Source organism: Paracoccaceae bacterium (assembly GCA_012103375.1).
Lineage (GTDB): Bacteria > Pseudomonadota > Alphaproteobacteria > Rhodobacterales > Rhodobacteraceae > WLWX01.
On the sequence record WLWX01000001.1, the window covers coordinates 2326578 to 2350766 of the forward strand.

At 61.4% G+C, this 24189-nt stretch carries 22 protein-coding genes and 1 pseudogene; 19 read left to right on the forward strand and 4 right to left on the reverse strand.

Annotation, left to right across the window (positions count from 1 at the left end):
- The first annotated feature begins 8 nt into the window (after positions 1 to 8).
- The 4 genes and pseudogenes from GKR99_11845 (at position 9) to GKR99_11860 (ending at position 4588) form a co-directional block, all read left to right on the forward strand.
- Positions 9 to 1535 (forward strand): ATP-binding cassette domain-containing protein, encoded by a 1527-nt coding sequence (locus tag GKR99_11845; GenBank protein ID NKB28204.1) that lies wholly within the window; start codon positions 9 to 11, stop codon positions 1533 to 1535.
- Complete coding sequence (locus GKR99_11850) at positions 1532 to 2896, forward strand: hypothetical protein (protein ID NKB28205.1); 1365 nt, start codon at positions 1532 to 1534, stop codon at positions 2894 to 2896. The genes GKR99_11845 and GKR99_11850 overlap by 4 nt, the downstream gene beginning before the upstream one ends.
- On the forward strand, positions 2533 to 3798 hold the full coding sequence (locus tag GKR99_11855; GenBank protein NKB28206.1) for an ABC transporter permease: 1266 nt from the start codon (positions 2533 to 2535) through the stop codon (positions 3796 to 3798). Before GKR99_11850 ends, GKR99_11855 begins: the two co-directional genes overlap by 364 nt.
- A gap of 64 nt (positions 3799 to 3862) precedes the next feature.
- Positions 3863 to 4588 (forward strand): annotated as a pseudogene (locus tag GKR99_11860) (ZIP family metal transporter).
- A gap of 93 nt (positions 4589 to 4681) precedes the next feature.
- Here the strand turns inward: GKR99_11860 and GKR99_11865 are convergent.
- Positions 4682 to 5188: a hypothetical protein gene (locus tag GKR99_11865; protein ID NKB28207.1), complete on the reverse strand. Its 507-nt coding sequence runs from the start codon at positions 5186 to 5188 to the stop codon at positions 4682 to 4684.
- A gap of 96 nt (positions 5189 to 5284) precedes the next feature.
- On the opposite strand from GKR99_11865, the gene GKR99_11870 reads away from it, so the two are divergent.
- On the forward strand, positions 5285 to 6262 hold the full coding sequence (locus tag GKR99_11870) for a hexose kinase (GenBank protein NKB28208.1): 978 nt from the start codon (positions 5285 to 5287) through the stop codon (positions 6260 to 6262).
- Between the two features lie 8 nt (positions 6263 to 6270).
- Here GKR99_11870 and GKR99_11875 read toward each other — a convergent pair whose 3' ends face one another.
- The gene (locus tag GKR99_11875) at positions 6271 to 8616 is read right to left on the reverse strand and encodes a heavy metal translocating P-type ATPase (protein NKB28209.1); all 2346 of its coding nucleotides are present in this window, start codon (positions 8614 to 8616) and stop codon (positions 6271 to 6273) included.
- Between the two features lie 170 nt (positions 8617 to 8786).
- Between GKR99_11875 and GKR99_11880 the strand changes: the two genes are divergently transcribed.
- From GKR99_11880 to hflB, 4 genes are all read left to right on the forward strand, one after another.
- Entirely contained in the window at positions 8787 to 9104 is a 318-nt protein-coding gene (locus GKR99_11880) for a TraR/DksA family transcriptional regulator (GenBank protein ID NKB28210.1), read from the forward strand.
- On the forward strand, positions 9101 to 10342 hold the full coding sequence (locus GKR99_11885; GenBank protein NKB28211.1) for an amino acid permease: 1242 nt from the start codon (positions 9101 to 9103) through the stop codon (positions 10340 to 10342). Before GKR99_11880 ends, GKR99_11885 begins: the two co-directional genes overlap by 4 nt.
- 79 nt (positions 10343 to 10421) lie before the next feature.
- Positions 10422 to 10859: a hypothetical protein gene (locus GKR99_11890; protein NKB28212.1), complete on the forward strand. Its 438-nt coding sequence runs from the start codon at positions 10422 to 10424 to the stop codon at positions 10857 to 10859.
- Positions 10860 to 11001: 142 nt separating this feature from the next.
- Positions 11002 to 12888: an ATP-dependent zinc metalloprotease FtsH gene (gene hflB, locus GKR99_11895; protein ID NKB28213.1), complete on the forward strand. Its 1887-nt coding sequence runs from the start codon at positions 11002 to 11004 to the stop codon at positions 12886 to 12888.
- Between the two features lie 34 nt (positions 12889 to 12922).
- Here the strand turns inward: hflB and GKR99_11900 are convergent, their stop codons facing one another.
- Positions 12923 to 14440, reverse strand: coding sequence for an AAA family ATPase (locus tag GKR99_11900; protein ID NKB28214.1), 1518 nt, complete (start codon positions 14438 to 14440; stop codon positions 12923 to 12925).
- 184 nt (positions 14441 to 14624) lie between these two features.
- On the opposite strand from GKR99_11900, the gene GKR99_11905 reads away from it, so the two are divergent.
- A complete protein-coding gene (locus GKR99_11905; protein NKB28215.1) occupies positions 14625 to 15797 on the forward strand; it encodes a cation:proton antiporter in 1173 nt (390 codons plus the stop codon).
- Between the two features lie 13 nt (positions 15798 to 15810).
- On the opposite strand, the gene GKR99_11910 is transcribed toward GKR99_11905, so the two are convergent.
- Complete coding sequence (locus tag GKR99_11910) at positions 15811 to 16881, reverse strand: polyheme membrane-associated cytochrome C (GenBank protein ID NKB28216.1); 1071 nt, start codon at positions 16879 to 16881, stop codon at positions 15811 to 15813.
- 495 nt (positions 16882 to 17376) lie between these two features.
- On the opposite strand from GKR99_11910, the gene GKR99_11915 reads away from it, so the two are divergent.
- The 9 genes from GKR99_11915 to GKR99_11955 all read left to right on the forward strand — a co-directional run bounded on the left by GKR99_11915 (position 17377) and on the right by GKR99_11955 (position 24088).
- Positions 17377 to 18300: a hypothetical protein gene (locus GKR99_11915; GenBank protein ID NKB28217.1), complete on the forward strand. Its 924-nt coding sequence runs from the start codon at positions 17377 to 17379 to the stop codon at positions 18298 to 18300.
- Positions 18159 to 19088, forward strand: coding sequence for a hypothetical protein (locus GKR99_11920; GenBank protein ID NKB28218.1), 930 nt, complete (start codon positions 18159 to 18161; stop codon positions 19086 to 19088). The genes GKR99_11915 and GKR99_11920 overlap by 142 nt, the downstream gene beginning before the upstream one ends.
- Entirely contained in the window at positions 19081 to 19881 is an 801-nt protein-coding gene (gene nqrC / locus GKR99_11925; protein NKB28219.1) for an NADH:ubiquinone reductase (Na(+)-transporting) subunit C, read from the forward strand. The genes GKR99_11920 and nqrC overlap by 8 nt, the downstream gene beginning before the upstream one ends.
- Position 19882: 1 nt before the next feature.
- A complete protein-coding gene (locus tag GKR99_11930; GenBank protein ID NKB28220.1) occupies positions 19883 to 20536 on the forward strand; it encodes an NADH:ubiquinone reductase (Na(+)-transporting) subunit D in 654 nt (217 codons plus the stop codon).
- On the forward strand, positions 20533 to 21132 hold the full coding sequence (gene nqrE / locus GKR99_11935) for an NADH:ubiquinone reductase (Na(+)-transporting) subunit E (GenBank protein ID NKB28221.1): 600 nt from the start codon (positions 20533 to 20535) through the stop codon (positions 21130 to 21132). Before GKR99_11930 ends, nqrE begins: the two co-directional genes overlap by 4 nt.
- Positions 21129 to 22349 (forward strand): NADH:ubiquinone reductase (Na(+)-transporting) subunit F, encoded by a 1221-nt coding sequence (locus tag GKR99_11940; protein ID NKB28222.1) that lies wholly within the window; start codon positions 21129 to 21131, stop codon positions 22347 to 22349. The genes nqrE and GKR99_11940 overlap by 4 nt, the downstream gene beginning before the upstream one ends.
- Positions 22297 to 23316, forward strand: a complete 1020-nt coding sequence (locus GKR99_11945) for an FAD:protein FMN transferase (protein NKB28223.1) — start codon at positions 22297 to 22299, stop codon at positions 23314 to 23316. The genes GKR99_11940 and GKR99_11945 overlap by 53 nt, the downstream gene beginning before the upstream one ends.
- A gap of 176 nt (positions 23317 to 23492) precedes the next feature.
- A complete protein-coding gene (locus GKR99_11950; protein ID NKB28224.1) occupies positions 23493 to 23891 on the forward strand; it encodes a CBS domain-containing protein in 399 nt (132 codons plus the stop codon).
- Positions 23882 to 24088 carry a hypothetical protein gene (locus GKR99_11955; GenBank protein NKB28225.1) on the forward strand — a complete coding sequence of 69 codons (207 nt, stop codon included), beginning with the start codon at positions 23882 to 23884 and terminating at the stop codon, positions 24086 to 24088. The genes GKR99_11950 and GKR99_11955 overlap by 10 nt, the downstream gene beginning before the upstream one ends.
- The last annotated feature ends 101 nt before the right edge of the window (positions 24089 to 24189 follow it).

Here is a 24189-nt window from a genome sequence, read left to right on the forward strand (position 1 = left end):
CGCGCATCATGGAAGTCCAGCTTCGCGGCATCACCAAGCGGTTCGGTCAGGTCGTCGCCAACGAAGGTGTCGATCTGACCATCCGCGCGGGTGAGGTTCTGGGCCTGCTGGGCGAGAATGGTGCCGGAAAATCGACGCTGATGAACGTGCTCTGCGGTTTGTACGGCGCCGACGAAGGTGAGATTCTGATCGACGGTGTTCCGACCGTTTTTGACGGGCCCGGCGACGCGATCCGCGCAGGGATCGGGATGGTGCATCAGCATTTCATGCTGGTCCCGGTGTTTACAGTCGCCGAGAATGTTGTGTTGGGCGTTGAACCGACCGGACGTCTGGATCACCTCGACCTGGATCGCGCGCGAGCCGAGGTCCGTCGGATCAGCGAAATCTATGGGCTGGCTGTTGATCCTGACGAGAAAATCGAAACCCTGCCGGTCGGCGTGCAACAGCGGGTCGAGATCATCAAGGTCTTGTTCCGATCCGCCGATATACTGATCCTGGACGAACCCACGGCCGTTCTGACCCCGCAAGAAGTGAAGGATTTCTTTCGCATCGTTAATGCCTTGCGCGATGACGGCAAGGCCATCGTTTTCATCACCCACAAGCTGAACGAAATCCTCGACATCGCGGATCGGATCAGCGTGATCCGGGGCGGAAAAATAGCTGGCGAAGGCATGCCGAAGGAAATGACCCGCAAGGGTCTTGCCGAGATGATGGTCGGCCGCCCGGTCAATTTCGACGTGGTCAAGCAGCCATTTGAACCGGGTGAGGTGTTGCTCGACGTTCGGGGCGTGACGGTGTTGCGCGACAATGATGAACTGGCGGTGGACAGTGTCGATCTGCAAGTCCGCTCGGGCGAGGTTGTTGGCATCGCCGGGGTGCAGGGCAACGGCCAATCTGCGCTGATCGAGGCGCTGACCGGGTTGCGCCGGGTTGCCAGCGGAACGATCACGCTTGAGGGCGCGGATATCACCCGTGCCTCGGCCCGTGCTCGTCATCGCCTGGGCGTGGCGCATATCCCGGAAGATCGCCAGACCGCCGGTTTGATCGGCGCGTTCACGGTAGCCGAGAACATGGTGCTCGATACCTATTACGATGACCGCTATTCGCGTGGCCCCCAGATCAACTGGAGCGCGGTAAACCGACAGGCGGCGCAGTTTGTCGCCGATTTCGATGTGCGAACGCCCTCAGTCCAGAAGGCTGCCGGGCACTTGTCAGGCGGTAACCAGCAGAAGCTTGTGGTCGCACGCGAACTCTCGCGCGAAATACGTCTGGTTGTTGCCGGACAACCGACGCGCGGGCTGGATGTCGGGTCCATCGAGTATATCCACAAGCGCCTGATCGAGGCGCGCGACAGCGGCGACGGCGTGCTGATCATCTCGTCCGAGCTGGACGAGATCCTTGCGCTGTCCGACCGCATTCTGGTGATGTTCAATGGCCGTTTCGTGGCCGAATTCGACGCCAATGCCGGGCTGGTCGACAAGTCCGCCGTCGGGTTGGCGATGCCCGAGGGGGCCGTAGGCGAGGTGGCGGCATGAGCGACACCAGCATTCAGGACCTGATGCAGCGCCGCCTGCTTGGGCGGAGTGAATTGGAAGATCTGATCGTCGTGCCGATTTTCGCGGTCTTTGCCGCTTTGGTTCTGGGTGCGCTGACAATGCTGGCCACGAATGTCGAACTGGCCACCATCGGACTGTTCAACATCGGGGCCGAGGGTCAGGTTCTGATGGGTGGTATGGCCGCGGTCGTGGTCGGCTTCAGTTTTTCCGATCTTCCCGCGGTGATCCTGTTGCCAATGTCATTGCTGGCGGGTGCTCTGGCGGGCGCTTTCTACGCCTCGCTCGCGGGGTGGCTGAAGGCCGTAACCGGTGCGCATGAAGTAATCTCGACCATCATGCTGAACCTGATCTCGTACAGGTTGCTGGACTTCATGCTGCGGATGCCATTCGTGCAGAAAGAGGGGCGCGCCGACCCAATCTCAAAATCCGTGCCCGAGGCGGCGGAATTGCCGCGTTTGCTGACCTTCATTGATGTGAATTTGCGGGTGCACGCGGGCATATTTCTGGCCATCGCTGCGGTCGCCGTCGTCTATTGGATCCTGTTCAAATCGAAGATCGGGTTCGAGTTTCGTGCCAGCGGCGCCAATGCCGAAGCCGCGCGGTTTGCGGGCATCCACTCGGGCGTGATCATCGTTGCGGCAATGGCGACGGCTGGCGCATTGGCGGGCCTTGCAGGCGCCAATCAGGTCTTGGGTGTGCTGGGGCGCGCCACACCGGGGTTTTCCGCCGGGATCGGTTTTACCGCGATTGCTGTGGCGCTGCTGGGTCGGTCACACCCTGTCGGCGTGCTGTTCGCCGGGCTGCTGTTTGGCGCGCTGGAGGCTGGCGGGCGACAGATGCAGGTCGACGCAGGTGTCAGCATTGACCTGATCGGGATCATTCAGGCGTTGATAATCGTCTTTATCGCCGCACCCCTGCTGGTCCGCGCGATCTTCCCGTGGGGCTTTGCGCGCCGAAACCGCGAAGGACCCCCGCCATGCCTGCAATCGCCGACACCACTGCACCAGTCCGGGTCGACAGCGGCAAAAAGCGGCAGGCCCGGATCACCGGGATTGTTCTGCTGGGTTGTGCGGTTCTGGTGGCGCTGGTCTTCCTGCCCGAGACCACCGGCGATGCGACCTTCCGACTATCGCGCCCGACCGATCGGTTTGCGATTGGAAACCTTGTCGTTCCGGGCGGGCCATTCCTCTATGCTGCCACAGCAATTCTGGCGTTCCTGGGCGCACGTCAGTTCTTGCGCGGCGGCACAAGCTGGACATCCCTTTCGCTGGGCGTCGGGCTGGCGATCCTGGTCGCGGCGTTTCTGGTCTGGGCGACGGCGGGCAAGGCATTTTCCCTAACCGGGATGTTGCAGGCGACCATGGTCCGCGCCGTGCCGATTGCGCTTGGCGGTCTTGCAGGTGTGCTGTCCGAGCGGGTCGCGGTGGTCATTATCGCCATCGAAGGGATGCTGCTGGCCGGGGCATTCACCGGGGCCCTGGTTGGATCATTGCTCGGTGGGTTTGGCGGCTTGTTCGCAGCGGTCGCGATTGGCGGGCTGTTCGGGTTCATCCTGGCGGCCTTGGTCGTTACGTATCGGGTGGATCAGATCATCGCCGGTGTCGTGATTAACCTGTTTGTGCTTGGGCTGACCAGCTATGTCAGTTCCCAGGTCTTTGCCGAGCATCGATACCTCAACAATGCGCCGGTGTTCCGCGCCTATAAGGTTCCGTTGCTGGGGGATATCCCGGTGATCGGGCCGATGTTCTTTCACCAGAACCTGTTCGTCTATGGCGCGCTGATCATGGTGGGTGTTGCGACCTATTACCTGTTTCACACCCGCATGGGCCTGCGCGCCCGCGCCGTTGGCGAACACCCACGTGCCGCCGATACGCTGGGCATCAAGGTCTATCGCACACGGTATATCAATGTGACACTTGCGGGCATGGTCGCGGGGTTTGGCGGGGCCTGGTTCACGCTCGGTTCGGTCGGGCGCTTTGACGAAGGCATGACTGGCGGGCGCGGTTATATCGGGCTGGCGGCGATGATCTTTGGGCGCTGGCATCCGGTTGGGGCACTGGCCGCCGCACTGGTGTTCGGCTTTGCCGACTCGTTGCAGCAAAAGCTGGCGCTGTTGAACACGCCGATCCCGTCTGAATTCCTGGCGATGTCGCCTTATATCGCGACGATCATCGTGGTGGCCGGATTGGTGGGCCGGGCGCGCGCGCCTGCGGCGGACGGCCAGCCATACGTCAAGGAATGACCGGCAGGGCAGGCGCATGACACCGCTGATGATGGGGATCCTTGGCAGCCTTGGGGCCGGGTTGATGACGACCATCGGGGCGCTGCCGATATTGTTCGGACAATCGGTTTCGGCCCGCACGAATGACGTCCTGTTGGGCTTTGCTGCCGGCGTGATGCTGGCGGCCTCGTTCTTTTCGCTGATCCTGCCGAGCCTGGCCGCGTCCGAGGCACTCTTTGGTCCTGGTTAGATGCCTGCGGCAATCGCCGTACTGGGCCTTCTGATCGGAGCGGCGTTGATCTATTCCATCGACCGGGTGCTGCCGCACCAGCATTTCGTGTCCGGTAAGGAGGGTCCGGCAAGCGAACGGTTGCAAAAGATCTGGTTGTTCGTGATCGCGATCACCATTCACAACGCACCCGAGGGGCTGGCGGTCGGGATCGGCTTTAGCGGCGGCGATGTGGCCGCCGGAACTTCACTGGCCATTGGCATCGGGTTGCAGAACCTGCCCGAAGGACTGGCCGTTGCGGTCGCCCTTCGGGGTGAAGCCTATAGCAAATCCACCGCATTTCTGATCGCCGCGGCGACCGGCCTGATCGAGCCTGTTGCCGGTCTGATCGGTGCAGCGGCGGTTGGTATCTCGGCGATGGCGCTGCCTTGGGGTCTGGTGCTGGCGGCCGGGGCAATGATCTATGTCATCAGCCACGAGATCATTCCCGAAACCCACCGCCACGGCCATCAGGACGGTGCGACGGCGGGCCTGATGATCGGGCTTGTGGTGATGCTGTTTCTGGATGTGTCGCTGGGCTGAGATCGGCGGCTGAGGGAAGTGGCTTCGGCCCGTCAACAAGGCCCTGCCAGGTCGGCGGCGCGACCCGTCAACGTGTGCACGTCGCCGCATCGGTCAGATATGCGCCACCCCGACCAGGTAGTTTTCACCGTAGGCCTTCGAACAGCTGGGGCACGTCGTGTACATGAAGTAGACCTCTTTGGCTTCCTTGCCTTGTGCCTTTGCGGCGTCGCGCATCTCACGCTCCCAGTCCTTGGCCTTCTGGTAGGGGCCTTCGAAGACGCGGGTGATAAAATCGCCCGATAATGTGACCATTTCTTCGCCCTCAACATCTTTGCTGACCGCGAAGAAATGCTCGGCTTTCCACGGCGACATGTCCCGGCTGAGGATGAACGTGTCATCAGTCGTCATCGCCGCGCTGTCTTCCATGTGTTCGGCGACACGGCCAAAAACATGGCTCATGTTCAGCGGTATGTGCATGGCGCTTTTGGTTACGGCGCGCAGGAACTTTTTGTCTTCGAAATGCAGTTTCTGATCGTCCCAGCCTTCCGGGTTGAATTTGGGGCAGCACCCGGTGGTGTTGTGGCTTTGATCATAGATCGGGGTTTCATTGGTTTTCATCGGCTGGCTCCCTTCGGGCGCAGAGTAGTCATGGAAACCGGCTGGCACATTGATCTGGCTCAACAGATCAGCGGGTCACGGCTGTAATGACGGGTCATGAAGCTGGCCAGCGAAACCGATGCAGCGATCCTGACCGTGACCATGAACCCGGCGGTTGACGTCGCGACCTCGGTTCCGCGACTTCTGCCTGGCGTCAAACTGCGCTGCGACACGGCGCAAACCGACCCCGGTGGTGGCGGTGTCAACGTCGCGCGGGTCGTCACGCGGCTGGGCGGGCGCTGCCGTGCGCTGGTCGTTGCCGGTGGAGCGATGGGTGAGCAATTGCTTTCGCTGATGGCGGCCGAGGGGGTCGCCGCAATCCCTTTCCGGATCGCGCAGCAAACACGTCAGAATTTCGCCGTGACCGAATCCGACACCGGCCAGCAATACCGCTTCATCCTGCCGGGGCCGGTGGTTGACGATGTCGAGGGTGATCGCATCCTGGCAGAAATCGCAGACCGGGCGTCGGACCTCGGGCCAGCCTGTTTCGTTGTGCTGAGCGGTAGTTTTCCGCCCGGATTGGCCCCGGATTTTGTCGCGCAATGTGTGACGCGCCTGCATCCGCAAGGCCATCGCCTGTGTCTGGATACGTCAGGCGATGCGCTGCGTCACCTGGTCGGGCACCCGACCGACCCGCCATATCTGTTGCGGATGGACCAGCAAGAGGCCGAGCAATTGCGTGGGACCACCCTGAGTGGTGTGGCGGAAACGGCGGACTATGCGGCGGAACTGGTCCGACGCGGCGTGGCCGAAGTTGTGGTGCTGGGCTGCGGTGCCGATGGGTCAGTCATGGCGACGGCGGATGCGCGGTACCTGTGCCGTGCCGCAAAAGTTCCAGTTGTCAGCACCACGGGTGCGGGCGACAGTTTCATGGGCGCATTGGTGCTGGCGCTGGCCCGGGGTGAGGCCCCGGAGCAGGCACTTCGCTGGGGTGTCGCGGCGGCGAGTGCTGCCGTCATGACCCACGGAACCGAGCTGTGCGAGTCCGGCGCGGTAGCCGATTTGCTGGAACAATGCGAGGTCGCCGCGATCTGAGCACGCAATTAAAGCTTCAGATGGCGCAGACGTAATGCGTTGGTAATAACGGACACGGATGACAGGCTCATCGCTGCTGCTGCGAGCATCGGTGACAGCAGCACGCCAAAGACCGGATAGAGAACCCCTGCGGCAATCGGAACGCCAATTCCGTTGTAGCCAAACGCGAAAAACAGGTTCTGTTTAATGTTGAGCAGGGTCGCCTTTGCCAGTTTCCGGGCCCGAAGGATTCCCATCAGGTCGCCACTCAACAGCGTGATTCCGGCGCTTTCCATCGCTACGTCGGCCCCGGAACCCATGGCGATGCCCACATCCGCCGCAACCAGTGCCGGGGCGTCGTTCACGCCATCGCCCGCCATGGCGACAACCCGTCCTTCGGCACGCAAGGCATCAACCAGTTTCTTTTTGTCGCCGGGCAAAACCCCGGCGCGGACGTCCGCGATCCCAAGCTTGCGGGCAACGGCTGACGCCGTGCGTTCGTTGTCACCGGTTGCCATGATCACGTTGAGGCCCTGCCGTCGCAACTCTGAAATCGCGACAGCGCTGTCGCGCTTGATCGGATCGGCGACAGCAAGCAGCCCGATTATCGCCCCGTCAGTGGCCAGATACATCACCGTTTTGCCTTCGGCGCGGAACTGGTCCGCTGTCGCCCCAAAGGCTGATGTATCTGCCCCAATGTCGCGCATCATTGCGTCATTGCCCAAGACGGTCTCTGTGTCGCCAACGCAGCCGCGCACGCCTTTGCCGATGACGGCTTCGAAGTCAGTTGCGCAGGGCAGGGCGATGTTGCGATAGCGCGCCTCGGCCAGGATCGCTTCGGCCAGTGGGTGCTCGCTTGGCTTTTCCAGCGCTGCGGCGCGGGCCAGAACCTCACGCTCATCCATGCCATCCGCCGCGTGCAGGTCTGTCAGGGCGGGTCTGCCCTCGGTCAGAGTGCCTGTTTTGTCGACAATCAGCGTATCGACCGCGGCCATCCGCTCCAGCGCTTCCGCATCCTTGATCAGGACACCCATCTGCGCGCCGCGTCCGGCAGCGGTTGTGATCGAGATGGGAGTCGCCAGGCCAAGGGCGCATGGACAAGCAATGATCAGCACGGACACCGCCGCCGCGGTCGAGAAGACAAACGCCGGATCCGGACCCCAAACCAACCACCCAACAAACGCGGCAACGGCGACCAGCACCACAGCCGGCACGAACAATGCCGAAACCTTGTCGGCCAGCCCCTGAATCGGCGCCCGCGACCGCCGCGCCTGGGAAACCATGTCGACAATCTGGGACAGTACCATGTCGGCGCCGACGTTTTGGGCCTCTATCGCGATGGTGCCGTTCTTGTTGATCGTCCCGCCGGTTACCCTGTCATCGCGCGATTTTTCGACAGGCAGCAGTTCACCTGTCAGCAGGCTTTCGTCGATGGACGTGTGGCCTTCACGCACGATTCCATCCACCGGAACAGCTTCACCCGGGCGCACCCGCAAGCGGTCGCCGGGCAACAGGTTTTCCAGAGGTGCGTCGTATTCCGTCCCGTCTGGAAGGATCCGGCGGGCGGTTTTCGGGGCCAGGTCAAGCAGCGCGCGGATTGCGTCACCTGTGCGCTCGCGGGCATTTAGCTCCAGCACCTGCCCAAAGAAGATCAGCGCGACAATGACAACGGCAGATTCAAAATATGTCCCCACAACACCGTGTGTCTTGTAGGCGTCAGGAAACACGCCGGGCAGGAATGTCGCCACGACCGAGTATCCATAGGCCGCCCCGACGCCCAGCGATATCAGCGTCCACATGTTGGGGCTGCGATTGAGGATCGAAGACCAGCCGCGGTGGAAAAACGGCAGCGCAATCCAAAAAACGATTGGGGTCGCCAGCAGGAATTCAAGATAGACGGCGTTCTGATGACCGACCCAATCGCGCAGCGGGATGCCAACCATGCCGGACATGGTCAGGACCATCAGAGGGATTGCGGCGGCGATGCTAACCCAAAGACGACGGGTGAAATCGACCAATTCGTGCGGGGTTTCGCCGGTCGGTTCGGCAGGTTCCAGGGCCATGCCGCAGATCGGGCAGGCGCCTGGCGTATCTTGCTGGACGTCGGGGTGCATCGGGCAGGAATAGACTGCGAGGGCGGCCGCAACAGGCTGTGCCCGCGCGGAATTGCCAGACAGGTAGAACCAGGGATCCAGATCAAATTTCTGCTGGCAGCGGTCAGAACAGAAAAAGTGGCTCTGATCGCTGAACGTCGATGCAGGTGTTCCCTGGGCTATCCGCAGGTCCATGCCGCAAACCGGATCAACGGCCGTTTCCGCCTGAAGATCCGGTGATCCGGCCGGGTTGTCGGGTTCGTGGCGCGGTGTATCGGGCATTTGCTGCATCCCTGTGGGTTTCGCCTGGCAACAGGTCAGGCGTTCCGGGCCAGCTCGGGCAGATCATAGGGGCCGGGCCAACGGTGTATCATTGATGCAGATCAACACCTGTGGGCCGTGCCGTGATCATGTTGGCGGCGTCAGATTCACATCGAAGGAGTTGCTGGCAAATGACCGATGTAAGTGCGCGAAAACGCCAGCTTGTGAAACGTCAGTCCGAATTGGATGCGCGGTTGCACGAAATCGACGACAGTCTAGATGAGATGCCCAGCAAAGACTGGGAAGATCGCGCGAGCGAGCGTGAAGACGACGAGGTCCTCGAACAGGTGGGCCTGTCGGGCCAGAAAGAACTGCAGATGATATCGGCGGCGCTGGCCAGGATCGAAGCGGGCACCTACGGGTATTGCACGCAGTGCGGCGCGCAGATCCGTGAAGATCGGCTTGATCTGATGCCCTCCACACCATTCTGCCGCAACTGCGCAATATGAATGATGCGGGCACATCTTTGGCAGCGGATGAACCACGACCCGCGTTGATCCGCGCAATCTCGTTGCCGTTGCTGGTGCTCTACGGGCTTGGTGTGACCATCGGCGCGGGCCTCTATGTGCTGATCGGCTCGGCCGTTGCGCAGGCCGGAAGCTTTGCGCCCAGTTCATTCCTGCTGGCGGCCATCGTCATGGGCTTCACCGCGGGCAGTTTTGCCGAACTGACCGGACGGTTTCCCAAAAGCGCGGGCGAGGCGATCTATGTCGATGCCGGTTTTGCCTGGCCCTGGCTGACCCGCGCGACCGGCGGCTTCATCATTCTGTCGGCCATCGTCGCCGCGGCGGCGATTACGTTGGGTGGGGCGGGGTATGTCGTGTCGATCATCGACCTGCCAAAGCCGTGGGTTGTCGCTGGCATCGTGGTGATCATGGGCACAGTCGCGGCCTGGGGAGTGTTGGAATCCGTCACCTTCGCCGCGATCTTCACGGTGCTTGAAATTGTCGGCCTTATGATCATCGTCATTGCCGGATTATGGACGCACCCGGACATTGTTCTGCGCCTGCCAGAGGTTTTGCCGCCGTTGTCCGACACCGTGGCGCTGAGCGCTGTTTTCACCACCAGCCTGATCGCTTTTTTTGCCTTCATCGGCTTTGATGATGTGGTCAATCTGGTCGAGGAAACCAAGTCACCCAAAAGGGACATGCCGCGGGCGATTATCTGGACACTGCTGGCGGCCACGCTGATTTATTTCCTGGTCGTCTCGGTCGCGGTGCTGACCGTGCCGCACGAGCAATTGACCGGCACAGACGCACCAATAAGCGTGTTGTTTGAACGGCTGACCGGACTGTCGCCGCTGGCCATAACCCTGATCGCCATCGCCGCGACGCTGAACGGTGTCGTGATACAGATCATCATGGCGTCCCGGGTCCTCTATGGGTTGGGCAATGCGGGGCGGATCCCGGGTGTGTTTGCGCGGGTGAATCCGGTGACGCACACGCCTTTGATTTCGACCGTGATCGTGTCGGTGCTGGTGCTGGCGTTGTTTCTGCCTATCGAACGGCTGGCCGAGACCACGACGCAGATCATCCTTGTCGTGTTTGTTCTGGTGAACCTGTCGCTGGTGCGGATCAAACTGCGTGGCGATCCGGCGCCAGAGGGCGTCTTCGTCGCGCCGATCTGGGTGCCGGTTCTGGGCGTGGTGACGTGCCTTGGCCTGCTGGCAGGCCCGGTGGTTATCTGACGTTAGGAAGCCAAACTCGGGCCACCGCCTCGTGAGTCTTATCTTTCGGCGCGGCGAGGTCGTGGAACGGCATCGGAACATGGGGGGTAGGCAGCCACTGACGCGGGGATATATCGCCCGGTTCAACATCCTTCGCGACGGTTCTAAAAGCCGGGGCCGCATCGCTGCCATCCGCGCCCGGGGCGACGATATCGCATTCCGCGCACCCGGTTTTTGCCAGCAGCTGCCCACGCGCGGCATCTGCCGCCAACGCCGGTTGCGAAAGGCTTATCGGCCCGATTGCAACTACCGTTTTACGCATGCCGCGCTGGGCTTGCGTTGTCAGGATCAGGATCGGCAGTTGCTGCAAGGACAGGCGTCGCAGCGAATTGATCTGGCGCAAGGTCAGACCTGCGCCGATTGTGTTGAAAAACTCCGAAATCAGAGCGTCGCGGATTTCTTGCGAAAACCTATGAAGCGAAATAGTCGGAAAGCTTTGACCACGAGACAGCGCATGGCTGCGCGTGAGCGCATGTAGGCGATTTGGGCCGACCCCCGCGCCAAAAATTTAGGATCGGGCTGCATGGAAAGAAAAATCATCGTTCAGGCCCTAAAACGGAGTTTTTCAACACAATCCGCCCTTGTGGTCTTTTGGCGTGGTATGAACCGAAGGCGCAGGCATGCCCGAGCAACCGACCGGTCCGAAGAAACAACCTTCGATCCAGCCGAGCACTCTGATGCTGATGGCGGCGATTGTCATGGGCACCTACTCCGTAGTGGCAGTTCTGTCCGAATCTGGCGGATCTGCGGTTCAGACCGTCGCCTATAGCGACCTGAAAGCGATGATCCGCGAAGGCGAAGTTGCTTCGGCCCTGCTGGAAGAGCACTCGGTGACCCTGACGATTGGCGATGCCGAACTGGGAACTGTCGAGCGGTTTCGTGCCACAACGCCGACCCAGGGGCCGACCCAGGGCGATCCTGATCTGTTGCCGATGCTCGAAGCCCATGGCGTGACTGTTTCGGCCCGTGCCCCACAGGGGGTGTCCATGCTCAGCTATGTATTGCCCTGGATATTGATCCTTGGGTTCTATCTTTGGTTGCAGCGCCGGATGATGGGCAGAATGTCGGGCGGGCTGGGGGCAGGGGGGCTTGGCGGTATCTTCAGTGGTCGGTTCGCCAAACCTGTCCAGCCCAAGCAGCGCATTACCTTCGACGACGTCGCCGGGCAGGATCAGGCGAAAAAAGAAGTGTCCGAACTGGTCGAGTTCCTGCGCGATCCCGATAGGTTTTCGCGTGTTGGTGCCGAAGTACCCCATGGGGTTCTTCTGATGGGACCGCCCGGAACCGGCAAAACGCTGCTGGCCAGGGCATTGGCGGGTGAGGCCGACGTGCCGTTCTTTTCCACCTCGGGGTCCGAATTCATCGAGGTCTTCGTAGGGGTCGGTGCGGGCCGGGTGCGCAAGATGTTCGAGGCCGCACGCAAAGTCGCACCTGCCATCGTCTTCATTGACGAATTGGACAGTATCGGCCGCACGCGGGGCACCGGGCTGGGCGGCGGCCATGATGAGCGCGAGCAGACGCTGAACCAGATCCTGGCCGAACTCGACGGGTTTGATGGGCAAGAAGCGGTGGTTGTGCTGGCTGCAACAAATCGTCCCGACGTGCTGGATCCGGCATTGTTGCGGCCTGGGCGGTTCGACCGTCATGTGACGCTGAACCTGCCCGACAAGGATGACCGCCGCGCGATCCTGGATATCCATGCCCGCAATCTGCCACTGGCTGATCCGGCTGACCTGGACCTTATCGCCGCAGGTACGCCGGGGTTTTCCGGGGCAGATCTGGAAAACCTGTTGAATGAGGCGGCCATCGGTGCTGCGCGGCGTAGCGCTGCCACCATCCTGCGTGGTGATCTGGAGGAGGCGCGCGACAAGGTGATGATGGGCACTGTGCGAACGCTGGCAATCCAGCCAGACGAAAAACACCGATTGGCGGTTCACGAAGCTGGCCACACGGCGGCGGCGTACTATGCGCCTGGGGCCGATCCCATCTACAAAGTCACGATCATACCGCGCGGGCGCAGTCTGGGCGGCACCCATATGCTGCCCGCGCATGAACGCCATACCCTATCGGAAGAATACCTTCGCGGTCAGTTGGTCACCCTGCTGGCCGGACGCGCCGCCGAGAAACTGCTGATCGGCACGGTCAGTTCGGGCGCTGACGATGATATCAAGCGAGCCACGGTACTGGCGCGATCCATGGTGGCGCGCTGGGGGATGGACGATGATATCGGACCAATGGACCTGCGTGAGAGTGAGGATCACCCGTTCCTTGGCCAATCCATCGCAAAGCCGCGCAGCTTTGCCGAAGGCACGGCCGTCCGGGTGGACGAAGCCGTGATGGAGCTTTTGAATATCGCCAGCGCCGATGCCACCAGAATTCTGAAACAACACCGCAAAGCCGTTGCGCAACTGGTGGCCGAATTGGAGCGCGCCGAGACGCTGGATCTGGCCGCGATTCAACGCTGTCTTGGGGGTGATGATCGGTGCGCAGATGTCGCGCATTCCTGACCTGAACCTGTTTTCTGCATAAAGATGTCGAGTGTCATTCCGATCGTAGATCGATCGCCTGCATTGCGAGGTTCACCGTCGCCTCGATTGTGCCCGTCGCGCAGACCGCAACCCAGCCAAAGGGAATGTCTGCATGCGCATACTGCTGCCTGACAATCGCACCATCTGCATCCGATGCATCGCCAATACGTGCCTGAACGCGCTCAATCAGCGTCGGCAAAGGCGCGTCCAGCCAGAGCGATCGAGACGCGACGCCGGATTTCAATTCAAGCTTCTTCGCTGCGGCGCGCATCGGTTCATCAAGAAAGGTGGCATCGATCAGAACCGAATGACCCGCTGCAAGAATGCGGCCTGCCCGGGAAAACAGCCGGTCATAGACGGCATGCCGCGCGTCCGGCGCGTAGGCTTCGCCATCAAGGCGTTGTTCGGGTGCCGTGTCGCGCATGGATTTGCGTTCCAGATCGCTGCGCAGATGCACCGCGCCGGGGCAGGTTCCAATCAGCGGCGCAAGCGCGCGCGAAACGGTCGTCTTGCCGGCCCCCGACAGGCCGCCAAGCAGCACCAGGACCGGGGCTGCTGGCCGCAGGAACGAAACCGCATCGTCAAGGAACCCGACCGCTTCGCCATCAGCCGGCGCGCCCGTCGCGGCGGCGGTTTGTACCGTGACCATGGCCCGGATGGCCGCGCGTACCGACAGGAACAGCGGCAGTGCGGCCAGACCGGAATCCTCGTCGCCCGCAGCGGCCAGAAGATAGGCATTGAGCGTGATGTTCGCAGCCCGGTCCAGACCATGGTGGCGCAGGTCCATCAGCAGAAAGGCCAGATCATAAAGGACATCGCAGGTGCCCAGAATTTCGTCGAATTCCAGCGCGTCGAAAGGCACTGGTCTGCCGTCGATCAGAACCAGATTGCGCAGGTGCAGATCACCATGGCCGCGCCGAACGTGACCAGCCTTGCCCCGCTGCCGTAGCAAGGGTGCGATGGTTTCCAGTGTGGCGCGGCTGTAGCGTTCGAACCGCGCAATCCGATCTGGCCCCAACTCGGCCCTCATATCGGCGAAGACCCGGGCCAGTTCATCCAGAATATCCGCGATCAGCTTGGCACCATCGCACGCTCGCATGGGGGTTTGCGCGTGAAAGGCGTGCACCTCTCGGCCCAGATCGTCCGCCAACGCGTCGCTGATGCCGTTCGATTTCGCGATCACCGAAAGCTCATGCGCGGCCGGGAAACGCTTCATGCGCAGCACCCATTCGACCGGCCTGCCGGTACCGTTTAATTCCAGCTTGCCGCCCGGCTGCGCGGTCACGGGGACCACGTCCCGATAGATTTGCGGCGCGACAGGCTGGTTTAACTCCAGCTCGCGCCGCAGCATCGCCTCGCGCTGTGTCAGCGTCCTCAGATCCATATAATCATAGTGTACCGCGCGTTTGATCTTCAACGCGACCTCACCAGCCAGAAAGACCAGCGCGCCATGGGTCTGCACCACTTCTACCTGGTCGCCGCCCGGATGCCCGGCGGCAGAGCTGAGGAAAGAGATGACCTTGTCCTGCATGGTGGCGGACCCTCAACAGTGGATCGGATACGGTGACCAAGCATCTTGCAGCTATCCTATTAGGTGGCGCGGCCAGCAATATTGAGCGTGATCAATCCGGGTCCGTCGCGTTCTTCGTAAGCTGATCAAACACCTTCGAAGCACTCACACAATCGCAGCTGCCTAGAACAAGGGTCCCGCGATGATGATTGACCACGGCCTTTTGATCACATTGGGATTGTTGTTCCTTGCGGGCCTATTGGCCGACCAGATCGGCCGACGCTCGGCAATTCCGCGTGTCACGCTGCTGCTGCTGTGCGGGCTGTTGGTCGGGGGGTCCGGACTGGATGTCGTCCCGATGCAAGTGACCGCGCTTTATCCGATCCTTTCGGTCATCGCCCTGACCATGGTTGCCTTCCTGTTGGGTGGGGCACTGAAGGCGGCAACGTTGCGCGCGCAGGGGGCGACCATCCTGCTGATCTCGGTCGCGATTGTGTTGGCGACGCTGTTGATCGTCACGGTTGGGCTGTCCCTTGTCGGGCTGCCAATCGGCCTGGCAATGTTGCTGGCGTCGATTGCGACGGCAACGGCCCCGGCGGCGACGAATGATGTGATACGCCAGTCGGGGGTGGACAACGATTTTACCCGCGCGCTGAGTGGTATTGTCGCCATTGATGACGCCTGGGGTCTGATCGCCTTCAGCCTGGTGGTCACTATCGTTGCGCAACTGCCTGGCCCCTCGGCTGAGGTAGAGGTGTTGAACGCCGGATGGGAGATCGGCGGCGCCCTTGTTCTGGGGCTGATCATCGGCTGCCCGGCTGCCTATCTGACGGGCCGCCTTAGCGGTGGTGAACCGTTGCAGGTCGAGGCTTTGGGCCTGGTCTTCCTGACCGCTGGCCTGGCGATCTGGTCAGAAGTGTCCTTTCTGATTGCCGGGATGGTTGCCGGAGCCATCATCGTCAATTTCGCCTCCCACCACGTCCGGGCCTTTCACGAGATCGAGCACATTCAATGGCCTTTCATGGTGATTTTCTTCATCCTGGCCGGGGCATCACTTGAAATGGCAACCGCCATCGAGTTGGGCGGCGTCGGCCTTGCATTTGTTGGATTGCGGTTTGTGTCGCGGATCATCGGCGGCTGGCTGGGCGGAACGCTGGCAAAAGTACCGCTGGCCGACCGTGCCATGTACGGCGCAGCATTGTTGCCGCAAGCCGGAGTGGCCATCGGCATGGCGCTTGTGGCCGCGCAGCAATTTCCACTGTGGTCCGCGCAGATCATGGCGCTGACGGTGGGCAGCACCGTGATCTTTGAATTGCTCGGCCCGGTGGTCTGCGCCTATGCGATCCGCAGATCCACCCTAAAAGACCCGGCGACCTAGCGGCACTCGTCGCTTAGGGGCGTGTCAGGTCCGAGATGTCAATTTCGGTGCTCTGGCCCAGATCCTCAAGGCTGTCGTAAAGCAGCTGCAAGGCATAGTGCGGGTTGTGGGCGTATATCGCAGGTTCTTTGGCAATCAATTGATAGTTATAGGCCGCCTTCAACAGCCGAGGTGTCCAGCTTTGATACCGGTTGGGGAATATCGCCTCGCTTGCTGAGGCCGTTCCGTCACCGTCACTGTCGGCAAAGAAATAAGGAAACGCATGGGCTGAATAGACCACTGGCGCGCTGGATACCTCGGCCGCGTATTGCATGATCGCGGCTTCCAGCCGGGCGTGCAGCCTTTGTATCGGGTCCGAGATCCCCTCACCCGTGTCGCCATCGCCATCAAAATCCGTGGGCGAGGTACGGATGTCGGCAAAGGTTTCCGCACCGCTGTGGCAAGTCGTGCAGGAAGCGATCTCGACTTCCAGCGAGTGCGGGTTGTGGCAGTCGGTGCAGGTGCTGAGGTTGGGCACATGGGTGAACTGCCCTTTGTAATCCTTGCCCGGGTATTCAAAGCCGCCGCGGGCAACGCCGCCCATCAGCGACGCGGCCGATGGTGCATAATGCACGTTGATGAATCCAAGATCGCCAGCGATGACGTCGTCATCCAAACCCGCAGTTGCCGTTTCGACCCTGACGGTCGAGGCCCGGCCCTGATGGCAGACGGTACAGATCGCCGAAGACCCCAGTGACCCGACCGAGGTGCCGGACGGGAACGGCACCGCGCCAAGCGCTGTGGCGGCGGGATTGTGGCAGGCTGCGCAATCCACCGATGTTCCGATGCCGACCGAATGCTCGATCACGCCGGGCAGGGACATGGGTCCGCTCAGGTAATCAATGACCCCGGTGCTGGAATGGCATACCGCGCAGGTGCCGGGAATCTCACCATCTTCGTCCCAATGGGTGAAGGATTCCGAGGTGCCATTTGCATGGGGCGAGGCGAGCCATGCCTCGGTGATTTCGGCAATCGTTGGCTTGGTTTCCGCGTCACTTTGCGCACCAGCCTGAACGCCGATCAGTGCACTCGAAATCAATATCATCGCGCCCAAGCGGCGCTTTGCGAGATGTGCCATGCCAATTTCCCGTTTGGTGCTGATTGCCCCAGTTTTGCCTAAACGGCGGGCAGGCCAATTGACCAAGATCAATCACCCTGACGTCGCGCACACCTAAGTCTTTGTGCGCGCCACCTCGGTACGCGGATCATCAACAGGCCAAGCTCAGTGAAGCATTTCGACATAAAAAAAGGAGCGTGGCCAACAAACGGCCACCCGCCGGTACAGCAGATTGCCGAGGCGATCAGACCGCGATCCGTTGCGCTGTTGGGCACTGATTTTCCGAACCTGCGACCCAGGTTTGCAGTGCAACCCGGCGATGCGGTCACAACCGGGCAAGCGCTTTTTCATGACCGCAGACACCCGGATATTGCCTTTGTGTCGCCGGTCAATGGCACGGTGACAGATCTGTCGTACGGGCCGCGCAGAACCTTGTCGGCCTGCATTGTTGAGGTTGGCAAGCAGGGTTCCGATCACCCCGCAATGCCAAAACCAGACGAAGCAGACGATGGCGCAATCCGCGCGACGCTGTTGAAACGCGGCTTCTGGCCCGCATTTCGGACCCGTCCCTTTGGGCTGACACCGGCCCCCACAGCCACCCCAAGTGCGATTTTCGTCAATGCCACCCAGCCCTCATCCCACGCGGCAGATCCGGCGCTGGTTCTGGAAGGGCGGCAGGACGATTTCCAGCGTGGTGTGAACACTCTCACTGAATTGACGCAAGGCGTGGTCCATATCTGCCAAAGCCGGGGGCCGGCCTTTGGTGCGCAAAGCGATCGGGTCGAGGTGGCGATATTCAGCGGCTCACATGCGGCTGGGCTGTCAGGCACCCATATCGACAGGTTGCACAGGGTTGGCGCGGATCGACAGGTCTGGACGATTGGCTATCAGGACGTCATCGCCATCGGCCATCTTTTCCTATCCGGTCGGTACGATGCCGACCGCGTGGTATCTGTCACCGGCTCTGCGGCCGTAAACCCACGGCTGGTGCGCAGCGTACTGGGCGCCGACCTTGCAAGCCTTTGCGAAAATGCGCCTGTGCGGTGCTTGTCGGGCGATCACCTCAGCGGTCGGGACGCTCGATTTCTTGGTCGTTTCCACGATCAGGTGACTTTGAACGACCCGGCCCAATCAACAGTCCCTGTAACCTGGCTGGCAAGGATGCTCGGCACCCAGGGCGCATTGGTCCCGAGCGCGGCGTTGGAAAACGCGCTGGCGCCAGACATCTTGCCGGTGCCGCTGATGCGCGCACTCAGCATCGGTGATTGCGAAGCTGCCGAGCGTTCGGGATGCCTGGCGCTGGTGGAAGAAGATGTCGCGATGTTGTCGCGAAACTGCACCAGCGGTGCGGATTATGGTGCGTTGCTGCGTCAAGTGCTCGACAGCTTGAAGGAACAGGCGGCGTGAACATGCCGTGGTATTTCCTGCCACGCAGCATGGCCGGAGTCTGTCTGGCAACCTGGGCGGCCCTGGCGTTGCCGGTCGTCGTGATGGCCGAAGTGGGATCGGCCCGGTTGATCATTTTGATTGCAATTGCTGCCGCCACCGCGCTGGCCTGGGAGTTTGCGTTTTCCGCGCTTCGTAACCGACCGCCAGGCCTGCACGGGATCGCGACGGGCCTGATCGTCGTTATTCTGTCTCCGGCTGATATTGCGATCTGGCAGCTGGTTTTGATGCTTTCGCTGGGGGTTTTGCTGGCAGATCTGGTTTTTGGCGGGCGCGGTTTTGGGTTCCTCAGCCCGGCGACTGTGACGCTGGCACTGGTCGCATTTTCCTTTCCGCAACTCGATCTCATGTCACCGCAACAGACACTCGCCCAGGCGTCGATCCCGGGTATGGTCCTGCTTGTCGCGCTTGGGCTGATTTCGTGGCGGGTACTTCTTGGAACCGCGCTGGGTTTCGCGGCGGCGGTTGCCGCGCTGGGGCAGGCTGTTGACCCGGTGGGTGCAGTCACGGCGTTGGCCTTCGGGCCGACCTTTCTGGTGGCCGATCCGTTGGCCGCCGCCGCAACCAACCTTGGTCGCCTGATCTATGGCGCGCTGGCCGGAGCACTTTGCGTGGTTCTGACCGGCGGGGCGGTTGTCACGACCGAGGCCGTGGTCTTTGCCGCCCTTTTGGCCACCATTTTTGCGCCGCTGATCGACCATTTGGTGGTGCTTGCCCATGCAAGGCGACGCGCTGTGCACCATGGCTAACCTGCTGACCCTTTGGCACAACTTTTTGGCAAGGCCCAATGATGACCGGATCAAGACATTCGGTGTTGCGCTGCTGGTGGCGCTGTTCAGCGCCGTGGTGGTGTCGATCGCATCGGTCAGCCTGAAACCCTTGCAAATGGCCCATCTTGAAGCCGAACGCGCCGCCCGCATGGACCGCATGCTCGACACCTTGCCCGGCATGCGCGACCTGATGGAGGACGCCGGTGTCGACGCCCTTGAAACCCGACTGGTTGATCTGGACGCCGGGGTGTTCGCGCTTGGTGGCGACCTAGCGGGTTATGACGTCATCGCCGCCGCGACTGACCCGGATCAGAGCGTTGAAATCCCTGCGGATGATGATCTTGCCCGATTAGGGCGACGCCCCCGGCTGGTGCCGGTACATCTGCTGGAACGGGATGGGGATTTGCTGCTGGTTTTGCTGCCGGTCAGTGGTGTCGCGTATCAATCCACGATCCGCGCGATGCTGGCGCTGGAACCTGATCTGACCACAATTGCCGCACTGACCATCACCGAACAAGGCGAAACCCCGGGATTGGGTGCGCGGATCGAAGATGCGGACTGGCAGGATCTTTGGGCGGGCAAGCAGGTCGCCGATGCGTCGGGGCGGATCGTGATCTCGGTCGTGCGGGGGCAGGCCACGCAGCCTTACGAGGTTGACGGGATCACCGGCGCGACCATCACCGGCAACGGGGTGACCAGCATGCTGCGGTATTGGCTGGGCGACCACGGATTTGGCCCGTTCCTTGCGCGGCTGCGTGCGGAGGGCGTGTAGGATGCCGTCGGCGCTGCGCCATATCACCGCGCCGTTGATCGGCAACAACCCGATCACGCTGCAAATTCTTGGCATTTGCTCGGCTTTGGCGGTGACGACCACCCTGACGACGGCGCTGGTGATGTCGGCGGCCCTGACGGTGGTGCTGTGCCTGGCATCGGCCAGCATCAGCCTGATCCGCCACCATATTCCAACTGTAATCCGACTGATCGTGCAGATCGTGATCATCGCCTCGCTGGTCATCGTCATCGACGAGTTCCTGAAGGCCTTCGCCTTTGAGGTCAGCCGCCAACAGTCGATCTTTGTCGGCCTGATCGTGACCAACTGCCTTGTGCTGGGTCGCGCAGAAACCTTCGCCATGCGCAATCCGGTTCTTCCAAGCGTGCTCGACGGGTTGGGCAATGGGTTGGGCTATAGTCTGATCCTGATCATTGTCGGCGCGATCCGCGAGCTTCTGGGAACCGGTGCGCTGCTGGGGCAAACGGTGCTTTTGCCTGTGTCCGAGGGTGGCTGGTTCCAACCAATTGGCCTGATGCAGCTGGCCCCGGCTGCGTTCTTCATCATCGGCCTGCTGATCTGGGCAATCCGCAGCCGCTGGACCGGGCAGGTCGAGCCGGCGAAATTTGCGCTTAGAACCCGGCGGTTGGGCCAATGATCGAGCTTTTGATCAATGCCATCTTTTCACAGAATCTGGCGCTGACCTCGTTCCTGGGAATCTGCACCTTCCTGGCGGTGTCCGAACGGTTCGAAACCGCTGTTGGCCTTGGGCTGGCAATCACAGTGGTGCAGACGGTCACCGTTCCGGTCAACAATCTGATCTACAGCGGGTTTTTACTTGAAGGCGCCTGGGCATGGCTGGGTCTGCCCGAGGTTGATTTGACGTTTCTGAAGCTGATCGCCTTCATCGGGGTGATCGCGGCGATGGTGCAGATCCTTGAAATGACACTCGACCGATACGCCCCGGTTCTGTATCGCGCCCTGGGGATTTTTCTGCCGCTTATCACGGTGAATTGCGCCGTTCTGGGTGGCAGCCTGTTCATGGTCGAACGCCGCTATGACGCGGCGGAGGCTTTGGTCTACGGCTTTGGCAGCGGCGCAGGCTGGGCGTTGGCGATCGTGACATTCGCCGCAATCCGCGAACGCCTCAGGTACAGCGACATTCCGGCTGGCTTGCGGGGGCTTGGCAGCGCTTTTCTGGTGACCGGGCTGATGTCGCTGGGTTTCTCGGCCTTCGCAGGGGTCGGCCAATGATCCAGATCGCCGTCGGAACCCTGTTTCTGGTGCTTCTACTGCTGCTTTTGACGGGTATGGTTGTCATTGCCCGTGCGCTTTTGATGCCTGAACAGCCAGCCCGCCTGACAATAAACGGCCAGACTGAGGTTGCGGCTGTCACGGGGCGCAAACTGCTTGCGACGTTGAACGACAATGGCGTTCTGATCCCATCGGCTTGCGCCGGGGCGGGCACCTGCGGGCTGTGTCGCGTCAAGGTGGTCAGCGGAGGCCCGCAGAGCTTGCCGATCGAAGCGGCGCGTTTCACACCGGCCGAGTTGCGCGACGGATTGCACCTGGCCTGTCAGGTCGTCCTGCGCGGCGATATGTCGGTTGAAGTTCCGGAAGATCTGCTGGGCGCGGAATCTTTCACCTGTGAGGTCCGATCAACCCGCCAACTCACCCCGCTGATCCGCGAGGTCACCCTTCAACTGCCTGAGCGCCTGCGCCCGGAGGTCGAGGCCGGGTCCTTTGTGCAACTGACGGCGCCGCCGTTTTCACTGGATTACAGCGATATTGATGTGCCGCCCGCGTTTGCAGCGCACTGGCAATCCTTGCGCGCCCTGTCCGTGCGCAGCGATGCCGAGGTTACCCGCGCCTATTCTGTCTCCAACCGCCCAGAGGATACCGCGGCTGGCCGATTGGTTCTGAACATCCGCCTTGCCCTGCCACCGCCCACGGTCGAGGACGCCCCGCCGGGCATCGTGTCTTCCTGGCTGTTCTCACTGCGCGACGGCGACCCGGTGCAGACCTCGGGGCCATTCGGTGCTTTCCGCGTGCAGAAAACCGGGCGAGAGATGGTGTTCATCGGTGGCGGTGTCGGTATTGCGCCGCTGCGGGCCATGATATTTGATCAGTTGGAGCGGGTTGGCACGTCGCGCAAGATCAGTTTCTGGTACGGCGCGCGCAACATGGACGATCTGCTTTACGATGAAGAACTCGACGCGCTGGCCGCGCGGCACGACAATTTCGACTGGACGGTCGCCTTGTCCGATCCTGACGCTGCTGGCGGCTGGTCCGGCGCAACCGGGTTTGTGCATGCGGTTGCATTTGAACGATATCTTGCGACGCATCCTGCGCCGGAAGACTGCGAATATTACCTGTGCGGTCCGCCCCTGATGATCCGCGCCGTACTGGCGATGCTGGATGATCTGGGTGTCGATAACACGGCGATTTTTAACGATGATTTCGGAGTATAGGGCAATGCACATCAACAGGCGCAGCATGATCGCAGGACTGGCGGCAATCGGCGTCAGCTATGCTGGTAAGGCCATCGCCGGAGCGCAATCCATCGCCGGGCAGGCCTTCGGGTCAAGCTGGCGGATCGTTTTGCCCGTCGACGCCAATACTGCGGAGATCAGGGCCGAGGTCGACAAGATTGTTGCAAAGATCAATCGCCAGATGTCGCCGTATCTAGCGTCTTCGGATCTGTCGCGCTTTAACCGTTCGGACAGCGACGATTGGCAGCCCATGCCAGCGCCATTGTGCAAAGTCGCGGCAGAGGCCTTGCACATCGCCCGGTTGACGCATGGCGCCTTCGACCCGACCGTCGGACCTGTTGTCGCAAAATTCGGATATGGCCCGATCCGGGGTGGGTCGGGTCAGTATTCGGACATCACCGTCGGCAAAGACGCCATCCGCAAGGCTGATCCGCAGCTGACGCTCGACCTCTGCGGGATCGCCAAGGGTTTCGCATTGGGGGACATCGCCGCAGCGCTAAATCAGATGGATGTCGCAGACGCGCTGGTCGAAATCGGCGGAGAGGTGCGTGCCCTTGGCGTTCATCCCGAAGGCCGCGTTTGGCAGGTCGCCGTTTCGGATCCGACTGCGACCGATTTTCGTGCATTTCACGTCGTATCACCGGGGCAATTCGCCCTGGCGACCTCGGGCCATGCCGCAAATGGATTGCGCGCACCAATCAGCACAAGCCACATCATTGATCCGCACCGCAACCGACCCGCGCAATCATCGCTTGCCTCGGTTTCGGTTCTGGCAAACAGCGCGACAGAGGCCGACGCCCTGGCCACAGCATTCTGCGCCGCCGGGCCCGTCCGCGGGCCAGAGCTTGCGCGGCGGCTGGATGTTGCGGCCCTGTTCATCTTCGCCGAAACAGACGCGCCGCGCGAAATCATCACCGGGGCATTTGCCCGCCACATCCTGATCTGAGGTCGCACCATGCAAACCCTCATACTCGCGTTTATCATCATTCTTCTGGCCGTCATCGGCCTTGCCACCGGCACGCTATTGGGACGCGGCCCGATCAAGGGCTCTTGTGGCAGGCTGGCCTGTGTGAAGAACCTCGACTGTGGCGCTTGCAAGGCAAAGCGGGAACGGGGTTCATCATGACGCGGATCGCGACCGTCGCCGACTATATGACCCGCGATCTGATCCGCCTGTCACCAGATATGGAGATCAATCGCGCCATGAAACTTCTTCTCGACAATCGGATTTCGGGCGCGCCGGTGGTGGACGCGGCCGGACAGTTGGTTGGCGTGCTGTCCAAGAAAGATTGCCTGAAGGCGGCGATTGACGCGAGCTATTACCGTGATTGGGGGGCAATGGTCGCAACCCATATGACCAAGGACGTACAAACCCTGGACGCAGGGACAGATATTCTGGCGGCGGCGAACAGCTTCCTGAGCAGCCCCTTTCGCAGGTTTCCGGTTCTGCTGGATGGGCAGCTTGTCGGTCAGATCAGCCGCGCTGACGCGTTGAAGGCGATGCTGGACAATTGGGGATAGTCGGGTCGAAGGACAATGCGCAGAAAGACCACAACCCCGGCATTTGCCACGGCCCAATCGGTGAATTCCCGCATGCCACGGTTCAAGTCGCTTGTACGGCCATCCAGAACGACACGCTGCACGATCTGGCCTTCGCGGTCCCCATGGCCATCGCTATGAACCCGGATCAGATCAATCATCCAGTTCCGCGCAGATGACCCCGATAGTTCCCGCCGGGTGCGTCATTTTTTGGTCTGTCCACATGAAACTGCGGCAAATCGATGCCTTACGCGATCAGCAAAGGCCGATCAGTCACGCG